Annotated in this window: 9 protein-coding genes; 2 read left to right on the forward strand and 7 right to left on the reverse strand. The window is 36.1% G+C overall.

Annotated elements, in window-relative coordinates; genetic code table 11:
* Positions 1-13: 13 nt before the first annotated feature.
* The 5 genes from QM524_RS09170 to QM524_RS25990 form a co-directional block, all read right to left on the reverse strand.
* Positions 14-970, reverse strand: coding sequence for a hypothetical protein (locus QM524_RS09170; protein ID WP_283344334.1), 957 nt, complete (start codon positions 968-970; stop codon positions 14-16).
* 239 nt (positions 971-1209) lie between these two features.
* The gene (locus tag QM524_RS09175) at positions 1210-2046 is read right to left on the reverse strand and encodes an FEKKY domain-containing protein (RefSeq protein ID WP_283344335.1); all 837 of its coding nucleotides are present in this window, start codon (positions 2044-2046) and stop codon (positions 1210-1212) included.
* A gap of 374 nt (positions 2047-2420) precedes the next feature.
* A complete protein-coding gene (locus tag QM524_RS09180) occupies positions 2421-2957 on the reverse strand; it encodes a hypothetical protein (protein WP_283344336.1) in 537 nt (178 codons plus the stop codon).
* Positions 2958-2993: 36 nt separating this feature from the next.
* Positions 2994-3722 (reverse strand): CPCC family cysteine-rich protein, encoded by a 729-nt coding sequence (locus QM524_RS09185; protein WP_283344337.1) that lies wholly within the window; start codon positions 3720-3722, stop codon positions 2994-2996.
* Positions 3723-3894: 172 nt separating this feature from the next.
* Positions 3895-4125, reverse strand: coding sequence for a DUF5958 family protein (locus QM524_RS25990; RefSeq protein ID WP_388045141.1), 231 nt, complete (start codon positions 4123-4125; stop codon positions 3895-3897).
* Between the two features lie 651 nt (positions 4126-4776).
* Here QM524_RS25990 and QM524_RS09190 point away from each other — a divergent pair.
* Positions 4777-7893 (forward strand): SusC/RagA family TonB-linked outer membrane protein, encoded by a 3117-nt coding sequence (locus tag QM524_RS09190; RefSeq protein WP_283344338.1) that lies wholly within the window; start codon positions 4777-4779, stop codon positions 7891-7893.
* Between the two features lie 16 nt (positions 7894-7909).
* Positions 7910-9454 carry a RagB/SusD family nutrient uptake outer membrane protein gene (locus QM524_RS09195; RefSeq protein ID WP_283344339.1) on the forward strand — a complete coding sequence of 515 codons (1545 nt, stop codon included), beginning with the start codon at positions 7910-7912 and terminating at the stop codon, positions 9452-9454.
* Positions 9455-9729: 275 nt separating this feature from the next.
* Here the strand turns inward: QM524_RS09195 and QM524_RS09200 are convergent, their stop codons facing one another.
* Both QM524_RS09200 and QM524_RS09205 read right to left on the reverse strand, forming a co-directional pair.
* A complete protein-coding gene (locus tag QM524_RS09200) occupies positions 9730-10596 on the reverse strand; it encodes an AraC family transcriptional regulator (protein WP_283344340.1) in 867 nt (288 codons plus the stop codon).
* Positions 10597-10950: 354 nt separating this feature from the next.
* Positions 10951-15105, reverse strand: coding sequence for a hybrid sensor histidine kinase/response regulator transcription factor (locus QM524_RS09205; RefSeq protein WP_283344341.1), 4155 nt, complete (start codon positions 15103-15105; stop codon positions 10951-10953).
* Between the last annotated feature and the right edge of the window lie 202 nt (positions 15106-15307).

Below are 15307 nucleotides of genomic sequence, written 5' to 3' on the forward strand. Positions count from 1 at the left end.
TTTGGGTTTATTTTTATTCAAAATACCATTCAATATTATTTGTCCTGTTTTCAAATATCCTTTTAAACTTTCTGTATTCAACACATCCTTTTTGTGCAATTTGAAAGTCATGGTTCTTTTCGTCATTGAAATAAATTGTCACATTGTCACTCTCTAAAATGAGTTTGTAAGTGGTTCCATATTCGGAAAGGATCCACTCAAAAGTGGGAGACTTAACAATCGTTATGTTCATCTCCCACTTTTTTAATTTGGTAATGTTTGCAGTTACTTTTGGATGATGTAACCATTTTTTCACATCACTGGGGTTTATTCCGTCTTTTTCATCAAATAAATAAACTGATAAAATTGGTTGATTTTGTTCCGCTCTCTGCGCAATTTTCTTAAAATCTATTTCAGTAACCTCAAACACTGAATCGTCAAAAATATCTTCAAGATTTGAACCTGGATTAGGACAAAGTAGGCTAGTTACAGGTGCGTCGGTATTGTTGGAGTAATAAATACATTCATTACCATATACGGTTCCAGTAGCTTTTCCAAATGTTACAAATCCATAGTCCAAGATAATAATTGTGGGAGACAATATATCACCTCCCACAAAAATGCTCCCGTGATTGTAAAATCCTAAAAAAACTTCAGCAACATTTAAGTTGCCATTAATATTGATATCTTGTCCGGCGACAATAATGTTTTTAGCGCTCACATCTCCTAGAACTACCAAATGAACACCGTAATCAGACTCAAAATTATAAATGTTATTTACTTCTAAATTTCCATTTACTAATATCCCAATTATATCGTTATCGTAATTCTCATTATCTAAATTCAAATTGTCGAGTACAGTGTCACCATCATAAAGCAAAAAAGAAAAATCTTTGTTTGCGTCTGTCCAATAATCCCAGAAAACTCTCATGTTTGAATCATCTATTAATTTGTAATTATTTTTAGCTTCTGAGTAACTAATTTTTTTCATTCTTTTAAAGTTTTGAGATATGTCTAGGTTTGTTAGTGTGTGGGCATCTGCTTGATACCTACGAAAAGACTTCGTGTTTTTGGTAAATGTGAAATACAAATTTGTAACGCTCTAGGGGTTAAATTGCTAATCTTGAGTTATTTTTCTATGTTCAACGGGATTATGTATTATCCTGTTCAATTACTTTTATCCCCTTCCATGTGCAACATTCCCATATTAAAGATCGTTTTTTAATTTCTTCATATGTAATAGTCAACCAAGTTATATTTCTTAGGAAAGAAAGTTCTTTCTTTCCTTGAACTTTTTATTTTCCGAATCAAGTTAGGAATTGGATAAGTAGCTTTTAATGTTGTATCGTTGTCAAGTTCTAAAATCATAAAAGTCTTTCCAATATACTTTTTATCTATCTTGTCAATTGCTTTTAATATGTCGAAATCATTGTACTTAGTGTCAATATTTTTGTCCCAATAGACTAGGATTTTGGTGTCGTCAAGTTTGTACGGAAACATCAACCAACATTCTGACGAATAAGAAATAGTCAATGTTTTTTTTTGCATAAAGTGTATTGCCAATGAAGCACTACTATCTTTTAATTCTACCCAAGTGTTGTAAGTAGTGTCAGCAATTACATCTGATAGGCTCTTGTATTGAAGTTTTTTGGGAATCGGATTTTGTAATTTTGTGCTTTTTTTATCAATGCTTTCAAGTTTATTTTGAAACTTCGTCCACCAGCCAGAACCAAACTTACGTTCCAAATGGTCAACCATTTGCTTATTGTAATATTCGGTTCCATTGATAATGTCCCTTGTTACATCGCAACCGAATAGATGAAAATTAAAGCCGTAGGAGTTTGCTAATTTTTGTTTTTGGTCAAAATTCAATGGTATCTCTCCAATTTCAACAATTTGAATTTTTCCGCTTCTAATATCTTGTCCAGCAGTCCAACAATTGAATGGCGTAAAAAGTCCAAATGCAAAACGAAGTCCTAAATAAAGTCCACAAACAAGTAGCATTATTAAAAGTCCGTATGTGATATTTCTTTTCAATGTAAAGTTTTGAGGTTGATTTGATTTCATATTGAATTCTCTATTTTGATCGTTAGGGAAATAATTCCCTAATCGTCTAGAAGCCACAAAATATTGTCTTCGTGTCAAATGCCTAGTTTAGTTTCAAGAACGATAGTATTCTCAAAATTGACTATCCTTTTTGCTATTTCGACCTTACAAGTTTTTATGACTTCTTCAGGGATTCCCTCGTCGAGATAAAATGCATCTACTCTCCTACTCTTTTTTTATAAAGTCCAGACAGAATTTCGCCCTCGGTTTTGCCTACTGTTATTAGGTTAATGTCTTTGACTTCACTACCAATCCTTAAACAACATCCTGATTTAAAGAATTTAATGTATTAAAAGCGTTTTTAGAAAAGAGTTATCTTTCACTAAAAAGTATTTTCACAGGTTAAATAGTCGTATTAGGTTGTTTTCATATTGCCCACACGCGTCAATTCGTGTAATATCCTCCATCCCAAGTAGAATAAATTTTCTGTCCAAGGAGGACATAGTCCCAAATTCGTGAATTACTACAAAATGGTCATCCATTTCATGAATTTTCCCGATGAAGCAAATACCTTTATCTAGGTCTTGAACATGAACTGTTAAGTGATTAAAGGTCTTGCTTATACCTTCTAAAATGGTCTGAATAGAAGTCAGGTCAATATTTATTTTATCAAGTTGTCGCTTTGAATAGTCGATGAGTTTTGAAATACTATCAATATCATTTCCAGACCATCTTATTCTCGAAATATTAGAAAGGAAAAAAATGGTGAAGCCATCATAATTGCATTCATCATCAAACTTTTCGATGAGCAAAAAGTCGTCATTATAATCAACGACGAACCCGTAATCTGATTCGTCATAGTTGTCAGTATAAAAGTTCGCTAAGATTTGCTCATTTCTCAGTTTGTCCAAATATTTTTTTCTCAAATTCATTCATATATAAAATTTAAAGGTTTGGGTAATTCTGATTTACTTATTTACTTTCCAATTCTTGTCTTTGGGTTCATCGGAATTGGCAGGTCTGACATATTTTTTCATATCTAGGTCACAAGCCTCAAAATCAATAAAGTTTGACTGAGCTTGCTTTAAAGAAATTGGATTCGCCCCACCCTCATAATCTGGGTCATAGCGTTGAATTGGGTCATCTTCCCAAAAGCAAACGGGGCAAATCTCAAAAGTACCAGTTGGCTTTTCTGTTAAGGTTTTGTGACCGCAACAAATACATGTGGATTTTGAGTTAGATATAAGTATATTTAGTGCCTTTTCCAATGCTTCTTTGTCAAAACCAATTAATGGTCTAGTTGCAACCCAACGTTCTTTGATATTCTCAGGCAAAGCATTAATTGATTGATCATCATCTATGATTACGTAATTCTGTTTTTCTCCATATTGCTCTACCCATTCTTTAATTTCTGTTCCTCTGTCTAGAAATTGACTTATATCTGTCTTACTATTGAGTTTCGATATTACTTCAAAATTTAGACCTCTTAATCTAAAAATTTCTTTCCAACGAGCAATGTCATAATTGATTCTATGGGTTGTTGTCAAAACTATTGAAGCATTTGTCCTTTTGTGTAAGATTGATAAATTTTCAAGCGTTCTTTCATTCAGTTTCATAAATCCGTCTGAATGCATCTCTACTTGACGCCAAGCAGGAGTAGTTTCTAAAACTCCATCTATATCCAAAAGAATTATCATACTGTTTTACATCGGTCTTTAAAATAGCTCAAAATATAAAAAACATTCATGGTAGTGATTGACGTTAACTCCATTGCGTAATAGTCATCATTAGAAAAAGCTAAGCTAAAAACAATTTGTGAAACCTATATTTTGAAAAGCGTTTTAAAAGTGAGTATTGGAAAAGGCCTTACTATTTAAGCTTGTACCACTTATGATTACACTCATTTTTACATTCCACATTTCGCGTAAATGAATCTACCTCTTTAAAGATCCACAACAATGCAATTATGGTTTTGTGCTGTTCGCTTTTCGGGAGTTTTTCAAGTTTTTCAAATGCTATTCTAGTTGAAAATGTTTTCAAAATCACAACGGAAGTATAAGTAGGTTTTAAAGGAATTGTATTTATTGCATTTTGATAAATTTTCGAATTATAGCCTCATTTATCCCTAATTGAATTGGAAATAAAGTTTTTTACCTGTGTGAAAATTAATGTAAAATCAAAAGATTGGTCATTCAATATTGTTTGGCAACCAATCTCAAAATCTAACCTATTTTGCGCTATTAGATTGATAATAATTATCGTGTTGCGTTCATCGAAAATACCTCTTCAATTTACTTGAACTTTATGGAGAATTCACTGCGATTTAGGAATATAAGGATAGGTTTTAGTTTTATTAACTAAAGTCAATATGTTATGGAGGAACCGTTCATCTTATGAGGTATTTTGCTCCGACTGTTCTGTTACTTTTTCACATGCTCCTACCCTATTATCCAACAAACCTATCCGTCAAAATTGGCTAAAAGCTTGTAACTAAGCTTATTATTACCTTCTTGAAATGGTTGCGGAGGCTTTTTCTTTGTTTGTACTCGGCAATCACAAAAGCTAAAAATCAACGAATATGTTAAAATAGCTGAATGATTGGTTAACATTCCCTCCATGGGATTTTTGTAATATATTTTCTTTGTATCATTCAATTTTCACAAAATCAAGGCCTTGTTTAAGTGACTGAATATTTTAAAGTAATCATTTGAAAATCAGCATTTTTCATTTATTGATTAGCAAAGTAATTCTATGGAGAACAAAATTTTACGTCATTGGAATGCTCTGATGCGATCATCGGTTGTAGTTTCATCGCTGGCTTTAACCGCAGTGCCATCAGTAGCATCTTCCCTCAAAAAACCTTATTATGATAATAAGATTTTAAATAACCCTTTACAGGCGGTCCAAGAGCGTACAGTTACAGGTAAAGTTGTCGACGAGTCGGGTCAGCCTTTGCCGGGGGTGAATATCAAACTTAAAGGCTCTAGCAAAGGTACGAGTACGGATAATAGTGGGAACTTTAAGATTGTAGTTTCTGAGTCTGCTACTGCAACGCTAGTATTTTCATATATTGGTTATACTACGCAAGAAACAATCGTTGGGTCTCGTACTATTCTAAATATTGTGTTAGTCTCGGCCAACAAAGCGCTCGATGAAGTGGTGGTAGTCGGCTATGGTACTCAGAAAAAAGGCGAAATGACAGGGTCAATCGCAATAGCTTCTGGCGAATTATTGAATAAACGAATCGCAACCAACCCTGCTACAATGCTTCAGGGACAGTTACCCGGCTTGCAAGTGGTACAAAGTTCGGGCGAGCCCGGCAACGAAGGTGTGAGTTTGCGTATTCGTGGTGTTGGAACATTTAGTGGTGCAGGAAACGACCCACTTGTAATTGTAGACGGTTTACCGGGAAGTCTTACCTCAATCAACCCGAACGATATTGAATCAGTATCGGTGTTAAAAGATGCCTCTTCTGCGGCGATTTACGGTGCTAGGGGAGCAAATGGTGTGTTGTTGATTACTACTAAAAAGGGGAAATCTGGAAAGCTAGTTTTTAATTATACTTATAATAACGGTATTACAAAAGCCACTAAACTTCCAGACTTAATTACCAACTCAGCGGAATTCATGGAGTTGAATAATGAGGCTAGAGTCAATTCAGGCTTGAACCCTATCTACTCACAAGCAACCATAGATACTTACAGAAACGCTACGGATCGTGAAAAATATCCAAACCACAACTGGTTAGACGATGTTTTTAGAACGGTTAATGTTCAAAATCACTATTTGAATGTTAGTGGTGGTAAGGATAACACCAACTACAGTGTTGGTTTGGGTTATACAAGCCAACCGGGTGTGATGAAAGGTTTTGATTACAAAAAATATACATTGCAGTTTAACCTAAATTCCAAAGTGAATGAATTTATTTCATTCGGTACAAATACGCTTCTCCGTTATGGAAAGCGTACAGGTGCGAGACAAGGTTCTGGCGATTTATTCCTAGCAACCTTGGCTCAGTCACCGCTGTACAAACCAAAGCTTTGGGATGGTAGTGGTCGTTATACATTCAGAGCTTTCTCGAATGAAGCTGGTAATAAAAACCCTGTGGCCATTGCTGAAAACGTAAACGCAACCACAGATGATTACTACGCACAGGTAAATGGTTATGTTAATGTAAACTTGGCCAAAGGATTGGTATGGGAAACACGTGGTGGTGCTAACTTTAGTTTTTACAAAACCTATGATTTTAGACCAAAAATCCCAATGTTTCTTTACTCTGACTTAAGTTCGGCAGGTAGTGTCGATGTAGGGACTTTAGGGCTGTACGTTGCTCAAGGTAATAGTTTATATACAGTGGTTTATAGCCAATTGAATTATGACAAAACGTTTGGAGACCATCACATCAATGCTTTGTTAGGTACGCAACAAGAACAAAACAAAGATCAATTTTTGAGCGCATTCAGAAGAGAGTACGCATCAAACTTGGTACAAGAATTAGATGCGGGGCCTGCCGAAGGAATGAACAATAGTGGTACTGCTTCTGAATGGGCTATTAGATCTTACTATGGCCGTTTGAACTACGATTACAAAGGTAAATATCTCCTAGGGCTAAGTACGCGCTATGACGGTACATCGCGTCTTCCGACAGATACTCGTTGGGGTATGTTTTATGCAGTATCTGGTGGCTGGAGAGTATCAGAAGAGTCATTTTTGAAAGATGTAGGCTGGATTACAGATTTGAAATTAAGAGGTTCATGGGGTAGACTAGGTAACCAAAATATCGGTACATATCCTTATCAAAATGTACTAACAGCAACAGCCTATCCATTTGGAAGCTCACTTACAACGGGGTATTATGCGGGTGGTTTGGTAGACCCATCGCTTACTTGGGAAACTACACAAACGCTTGATTTTGGTTTTGACGCTTCTTTGTTCAATGGTCGTTTGAATATTACAGCAGACTGGTATGATAAACAGACATTCAACATCCTTCGTAGCTACCAAGTACCACTTTACGTTGGTCTCGGAGCACCAACAGTTAATAATGGTCGAGTAAAAAATACAGGTTTTGAATTAGATATTCAGTATCAAGACAGAATTACGGATGATTTGAGTTATAAAATTGGCGGTAACATCCAAACTTACAAGAACACCCTAGTACAATATGGCTCACGTGAAATTGGTAGTAACACGATTCGTGAAGAAGGTCGCCCATTAGATGAGTTCTATTTATATCAATGGGATGGAATTTTCCAAAATCAAGCTGAAATTGATGCATGGCCAACACAACCAATCACACCTAAACCGGGTGATTTGAAGATTAGAGATGTGAATGGCGACGGAAAAATCGATGCTAATGACAGAACGTACACACCAGGACGTTACCCAGTTGCTTCTTATAACTTTAATGTAGGAGCTACTTGGAAAAACTTCGATTTGTCGGCACAAGTGTTCGGTTCATTTGGACAAAAAATTTATGTAACTGGTTGGGGAGTTGAGCCATTCAGACAGGGTTCAGTACCTACAACAGATTGGAGAAACAGATGGACACCAACAAATCCATCGACTACCATGCCGAGAATTTATATTGCAGATGGCTATCCAGCAGTACAAAACTACGCATCGACCTTCTATTTAAAAGATGCTTCTTTTGTTCGTTTGAAAAATATCCAAGTGGGATACAACGTGCCAAAAGTAATTCTTGACAAAGTTAAACTTCAATCATTGCGTGTGTATTTTGCTGGAGATAACTTGTTAACCATCAGCAAATTCCCTGGACTTGACCCTGAGCGTACTAGCATTAGCGGTAACTATGTGTCATATCCACAAAACCAGGTATTTACATTTGGCTTAAATGCTCAATTCTAAAATTAGATTTTCCATTATGATGAAGACATATAAAAAGGTATCTTGTTTACTTGCCCTATCGCTCACTTTACTTCAATCTTGTAAAGAAAACGCCTTAGAAGTAGCACCCCTTGATAGGTTATCGACTTCTGTTTTCTGGAAAACAGAATCAGATGTTCAAGCTGGCTTAGCCGCATGTTATGCTTTTCTTAAAACTGGCGGAGCTCCGGTTTCCCTATTTTACCCAACAGGTTGGGATGCCCTAACAGACGATGCATTTAGTCAGTACCCTTGGGATGCTGCTATTCAGGACATTAGCTTTAGTGGGCCTACTCCAAATACAGGTGGCTATGTGTATAATATGTATGCGACTAGTTATCAAGCCATTGCAGCAATCAACAATTTGTTGGCCAACGCTGGTAATATTACAATGGACGCTACCGCAAAAACAAAGTATTTGGCTGAAGCTAGTTTCTTGCGTGCTTATTTCTACTTTCAATTAGCACAATTGTATGGAAATGTAATTATTACAACATCTCCAGAATCGACTACTTTTAAAGAGCCAAAAGGTAAATCAACAAGAGATGAAGTATTGGCGTTGGTAGTACAAGATTTGGATAAAGCCATTGCTGGTTTGCCTGATCAAGCCTATTCGGATGGTCATGTGGTAAAAGGTTCGGCACAAACCTTGAAGGCCAGAGTTTTGTTATTCCAGAAGAAATATGCTGAGGCAGCTGCGATATCTAAAGCTGTAATTGATGGAGGAAAATTCAAACTATCAGCCAATTTTAGTGAGATTTTCTACAAACCTGGTCAAACAGGTAATAATGAAATTCTTTTCTCTGTAAAGAACTTACCTCCAAACTCTTATCCTGTACAAGGTATCGACTTGGTTATTGGTAACTGGTTGGCGTTGCAACCTACTTTAGACCTTGCCAGCGAGTACGAATGTAAAGATGGTTTACCAACTTCATCTTCGCCCTTGTACAATGCTGCTACTCCTTATGAAAACCGTGACCCTCGTTTGAGAATGACCGTTTTTGTAGATGGCGACGACGATTCTAAAGGTTGGAAAAAATACAATGGTTCACAAAGTGTGTTCAAGGCTTATACCAACAGCAACACTACTGGTTTGGCTATCAAGAAAACCTTAGACCCTACTCAAAGCGACCCTGGCTATAGTACTGTAAGTAGTCAAGATATTGTATTGATGCGTTATGCAGAAGTGTTGTTGAACTACGCAGAAGCTGAAAACGAAGCCAATGGCCCAGCCAATGCTTATGCGGCTATCAATCAGGTTCGTGCTAGAGTTGGAATGCCTGCTTTACCAACAGGCTTGACACAAGCACAAATGAGAGATAGAATCAGACACGAGCGCAGAGTTGAATTAGCTCTTGAAGGTTTCCGATATTTCGATTTAAGAAGATGGGGAACTGCCGTACAAGAACTGAATGGTTTTGAAATTGTACCGGGCAATACAAACCTTAAAAAGAAAATTTACAAAACTACTTTTGATTATTGGCCAATTCCACAAACTGAAATCGACCGTACAAAAGGCTTGGTTCAAAATACAGGATACTAGGCATTTACATAGAAGTGTTAGTAGGGAATTGTCCGGATTTCCTACATATAATTGATACACTATTCTTTTACCTTTTCTTTCATTTGATTCATACATAGCTGACATTAATGTCAGCTATGTATTTTCTATTTGGAGGCAAGAAATAATTGAGAAAGAAAGTAATCATTAAATGCTCTAAGGCAAAATGCTTCTACTATTTGACTTTTTCAAGATTTAGACTAACGATTTAACAGGTTAGAAACTGATAAACACGCTAAGTATCGAACTAGAGAATGCTACTTTCCATATATTTTCAAATAGTTTAAAGGACTGGAACCTGTGAGAAGTTTAAATTTTTCATGGAAACAAGTAAAATTATTAAAGCCACTTTCATAGCAAATTTGCTTTAATGTCAAGTGCCCATTCAATAGTAGTTTACAGGCATAACCAACTCTAATCTCTAACAAAAACCTTGAATATTGTTTTCCAGTACGGGATTTAAAATATCTGCAAAATGAGTTTGGCGCCAAACCTGCGTGTGAGGCTACCTCCTCCAAACTAATTTTGTTCTTAAAGTTTTGTAAGGTAAATGAGTAAATAATGTTGATTCTTTCGTTTTCGCGATCTGTAATTTCATGCCTAAATCCCATTGAAGCCAAAAGGCTCTTTTCATCTGATTGATTTACCTTGAGCAGACATTCCATCAACAAAATAAGTCTGTAGGCTCCTTCGGCGGTGTAAAGCTTTTCAATAATTTGAGCAACTTTTTCCTTTAAGGTATTCTCCAAAAAAATACCTCTCTTAGCTTTTTCAAGGGCGTTTTTAATGTGTTGGTTTTCTGGTAAGTTTAGGAATCTATCTCCCCAAAAATTTTCAGAAAAATGGATAACAGTCGCAAAAGGTTCTTTAGAAAGATTTATATCCTCCTCAAACTCGTCATAATGCCAATAATGAGGAAGATCTGAACCAATTAATACTACATCGCCTGCCTGAAAGTGACGAATACTGTCACCCACAAATTGGGTTCCACTTCCTCTGTGAAATAAAACAATCTCTACTTCCGAATGGCAATGCCAGCGACTATTGACATTCGGTACCATTTCCTGACGAATACTAAATGAGCGATTGGGAACAGTCGCTACTTGTAAAAGATGAGGTTTCATAGCTTACAAGGGGTTAAGAAAATTTGACTAATAATTCGCTTGACCTACTTGCCTTTTAGACAATTAATCATTTGAATAGTGCAAATCTAAGGGGTGTATTTTCGAAAAGTCGGGGGGATATTATTCAAAAAGGCAGGGTAAATAATACCGATTCTGTTTTAATGGTAAATAATTGAAAGGAGTGACAAAGGAAGTATCCTACCCGCATGAATAATGCAAGTCCCTGAATTTAAAATGGTCCTTTGGGAAAAATCGGAAGTCCTATTTGATGGAAAAGCTTATAAAAAAACTGAATATTTATGGCTCACAAATGGAAGATAGAGTGAAGGATTTTACCCTCACTCCTATATCGCTTTATTCTTTAACTTTTTTTGTTTTCGCAAATTCAGAAGGAGCCATACCAAAGAGGTCTTGAAAATGTTGACGGAAGTATTTCAAATCCTCAATTCCTACCATGCTCGCAACCTCAGAAACTCGATAATTGGAAGTTCCTAGAAGCTGCGCTGCACGTTTTAATCGAATATCACGAATGAATTCAACACCTGATTTGCCAGTAATTCCTTTGATTTTTCGATAAAAAACAGGTTGACTCATCCCCATTTCTCGTTGTAGGGCTTGAACATTAAAGGATTCTGTTTCAAGATTATCTTCCACAATTTTCATGGCTTTCTCAAGAAAAACTTTCTCCTCTTGAGGAATCACGACCTGTGTGGGTTCTTGCAATAATTGCTTGCTGTAATACTCTCGCAATCTCAATCTGTTTTGTAAAAGCATAGTAACTTTTGTGAACAAAACATACGGATTAAATGGCTTATGGATATAATCATCAGCACCAAGCTCTAAACCTTCAATTTCATGTACCGAAGCAGTCCGTGCCGTTAATAATAGTATGGGGATATGACTGGTTTTCGCATTTTGTCGTAAGGTTTTACAAAGTTCCAACCCATTCATTTCAGGCATCATAATATCGCTTAATACAACATCAGGTATCAACTGAAGCGCTTTTTCAACCCCTTCTCTCCCATTTGTGGCAACGGATACCTTGTACATTTTTTCAAATAATACCTGCAAGTACAAACGAATCTCAGCGTTGTCTTCTACAATCAAAATATGTAAATCCTGATTAGGGGTAGACTCTTGCGTTAACTCAATATTGGCTTGTGGTTGATGAAACACCTCTGTATTAGAGTTTTGCAAAAAGGACTCTTCTTGAACAAACTGATTTTCTGCAATACGTTCATTCTTAAGTGGAAGCAAAACCGTAAAAGTTGTTCCTTTCTGTGGCTCACTTTGTACCTGAATGTATCCAGAGTGGGCATCTACTAATTGTTTCACCAAAGATAATCCAATCCCTGTACCTGTAACTTTGAGCGAGTTACTATGAAGTGCTTGATAATAAGGGTCAAAAATTCGCGAAAGCTCAGTATTATTTATTCCGATACCTGAATCTTGAATTTTAATAGATAAATAAGGCTCATCGTTAAGTATTTGTGTCCCAAGACTCATGCTGACAGAGCCATTCGAAGGCGTAAACTTGAAAGCATTTGACAATAAATTGATTACAATAATTTCCAATTTATCTTTATCTACCCAAACAGGAATTTCTTCTATCTGACTGTTAAAAATATATTTAATTTGATGTTCCTCGGCCTTTAGTTTAAATATATGAAATATCTCTGAAAGAAAACTGACAGCTTTTACCTGATGATAAACGAGCGTAATTAATCCCGACTCCGCTTTACGAAATTCGAGTAACTGATTTACCAAATCCAATAGCTTTTTGGTTTGTTTTTGTACCAAGTGTGCTTTTTCAGATAGACCTCCAGAAGTTTTGATAGCACTCACCAGCTCTTCAATAGGACCCAAAATAAGGGTCAAAGGAGTGCGAAGTTCATGAGAAACATTCGTAAAGAAGGTAAGTTTCATTTCGGAAAGCTCTTTCTCTTTTTCGTATTTTAAACTTTCTATCAATACTTGATTTTTAAGATTTCTTTGGGTCTCTTTTTCTTTAAAATAGTATCTGATAGAAAAGAAAATAAGGCTAAAGTAAAGTAAATAGGCCCACCAAGTATGCCACCAAGGCGGTAAAATAATGATTTGAATGCTTGCTACTTTACTAGACCAAACTCTATCGCCGTTGGCTACTTTTACTTCAAACGTATATGTACCAGCGGACAAGTTGGCAAAATTGACAAGTCGTTGCTGTTGAATAGTAATCCAATTATCACTATTCCCAATTAGTCGATAAGCATAAATATTCTTGTGGGGATTGGCATAATTGAGACCAACGAATGAAATTGCAAAATCGTTTTCATCATGATGTAGCGTAATGGAAGTATTATTGTAAAATCTTTCAATCAATAAAACCCGTCCATTTAGTGTATCACCTGGATTTATTTGTTGGTTTCCAACTCTCAGCCCAACAATATGCGGAATAGGTGCACGCCTATCTTTTTTGATAACATTAGGCTGAAAATAGGATACTCCTTTGATACCTCCAAAAAACAAAGTTCCTTGTGACGACTTCCATGCAGCCCCAATTTTGAAGGAATTGCTTTGAAGTCCATCATTTACATCATAGCTAATATACTGATTAGAACTAGGAAGAAAATGGTACAAACCAGTACCTCCAATCCAAAGTTCATTATTTCCATCCACTAGAATAGATTCTACATCTTGTTCTGGAAGCTGTTGATCATATCGGTAAATAAAATCCTGACCTTTCTGATTGGTAGTAAGTTTATGCAAACCACCACCAATGGTTCCAATCCATAAATTTCCTATTTTATCTTTACATAGAGCCCAAATGTAGTTCATTTTCAATGAATTGACATTTCCTTTTTCATGGAGAAACCTTTTGACTAATACTACTTTTCCCAACCCAATTTGGTATTTCAATAACCCATTGCGTGTAGCTACCCACAAAATTTGCTTTTCTTGATCTACTAATAGATTGTTAATGATGCCTGTCGGTGTATCAATTCCAATTTGTTTTCCAGAAAGAATACTTCCGTCTTTAGAATTAAACAAACATAATCCTTGTGTATTAGAAGACACCCAAATTTGCCCCAAATGGTCTTGCTCTAGTGCCGATAAACTACCAATTGTGGTGGTCGACTGTATCGTATGGAACTTGTGGTCAGCACCTAATTTCAATAAACCAGCACTGTAGGCACTCACATATAAGTTTCCGTTTTTAGTCTTAAGTATTGAGGCAATATCAGACTTAAAAGCATTAAAGGAGGAGTTGATGGCTTGATATTTCTCATAAGTCTGATGCCGCATATCGTAAGAAAACATCCCAGCCCAAGTCCCTAACCAGAGCTTTTGAGTGACTTCTTCTAGATAAATCGCTTTGATATAATGCGATGATTTAATGGCCAATCCACTTATATTATCTGGGCAAATATAACCAAACTGTTTTTGTCTCAAATCCAGTCGACTAACCCCTATAGCCTGTGAAGAAATCCAAATAGTTTTGGTGAAGTCTTCGTATAAATCACGAATACTTTGATGATGATAACTACCATTCCTCTGTGTCAATTGATTAAAATGAATGACTTTTACCTCGTCAACAGGCAGTTTACCTACAGACATAGAGATTTTAGCAGGTATCATAATAAGTCCTTCTGATTCGCTTGCAATCCATAAATTACCATCACTATCGGCGAGAAGATTTTGTACCTCAGGATACGAACCTTGTAATTTAACTGTTTGACTAGGCGAAATCCAATAGAGCTGATTTTTTGAGGCTACCCAAATATTACCCGATTTATCTAAGGTAAATTGCTGGAGATTGTCAAAGGGTAGTTGGCATGGAACATAATTTTCGACAGAACTTTTGCCAAAAAATAATCCACGATCTGTCGCAATCCAAACTTGTTGAAATCGGTCTACTTTAAGATTAATTATGGGAAATGCTTCACTAGCTTGATTCCCTACTTTAGGTCGGCTTATATCTGTAATATGTCCTTTTGAATCTAACTTTAATTTGAAAAGTCCCAACCTGTAAGTGCCCACCCACAAAAAACCATACTTATCTGAAGCCAAGCTGCTGACATCAGCCCTATTGAGTACCTTAGCAATAGCTAGTTTTGAGGCTGATAAATCGCTAAAATCAAGGGTACAAAATTTATCAAATTTGCTATCGTATACATATAACCCATTACTTTCTGTACCAGCCCACAGTTTACCATCAGAACTGACATGCAATGTTTTAATGCGGTCATTAGGAAGAGCCAGTTCATCATCTTTGGGTAAAAGGTAGTTTCTTAAAATATAACCATCATATCTGCAAAGACCTTTGTTGGTCGCAATCCAGATAAAACCTTCCTTATCTTGAACGCTCGCAAGGGCATCACTGTGTGGTAGACCGTCCTCTACTGTGAGTTTTTCAAATCTAAATTTATTAGGGTCAAATTGAGCAAAAGAAGGTAATACGCTTAGAGAAGCGCCAAGATTGAATAACAAAAATATAAAGCTGTAAAATCGTCCAAGTTTCTCCCACATATTCTTCTCTGTTTATGAATAAGAAGCACAAAAGAGGCAATTATACCTATCTTAGAATGAAATACCCATCTCTTTTGGATAATACTGCCCCTACTTTGAGAAGTATAATAAGGTATTTTTGCATAATTCTAATATAATACAGGACAACTCCATTTGTAGTAAAAATTATTTACCTCAATTCCATATCATGATATTTTACCCA

Source organism: Flectobacillus roseus (genome assembly GCF_030056595.1).
In the GTDB taxonomy this organism is placed as follows: Bacteria; Bacteroidota; Bacteroidia; order Cytophagales; family Spirosomataceae; genus Flectobacillus; species Flectobacillus roseus.

What these genes read in the sequence shown, in the direction of transcription:
- QM524_RS09170 (WP_283344334.1), bottom strand. Translation starts at nt 970, where the DNA reads ATGAAAAAAATTAGTTACTCAGAAGCTAAAAATAATTACAAATTAATA.
- QM524_RS09175 (WP_283344335.1), bottom strand. Translation starts at nt 2,046, where the DNA reads ATGAAATCAAATCAACCTCAAAACTTTACATTGAAAAGAAATATCACA.
- QM524_RS09180 (WP_283344336.1), bottom strand. Translation starts at nt 2,957, where the DNA reads ATGAATTTGAGAAAAAAATATTTGGACAAACTGAGAAATGAGCAAATC.
- QM524_RS09185 (WP_283344337.1), bottom strand. Translation starts at nt 3,722, where the DNA reads ATGATAATTCTTTTGGATATAGATGGAGTTTTAGAAACTACTCCTGCT.
- QM524_RS09190 (WP_283344338.1), top strand. Translation starts at nt 4,777, where the DNA reads ATGGAGAACAAAATTTTACGTCATTGGAATGCTCTGATGCGATCATCG.
- QM524_RS09195 (WP_283344339.1), top strand. Translation starts at nt 7,910, where the DNA reads ATGATGAAGACATATAAAAAGGTATCTTGTTTACTTGCCCTATCGCTC.
- QM524_RS09200 (WP_283344340.1), bottom strand. Translation starts at nt 10,596, where the DNA reads ATGAAACCTCATCTTTTACAAGTAGCGACTGTTCCCAATCGCTCATTT.
- QM524_RS09205 (WP_283344341.1), bottom strand. Translation starts at nt 15,105, where the DNA reads ATGTGGGAGAAACTTGGACGATTTTACAGCTTTATATTTTTGTTATTC.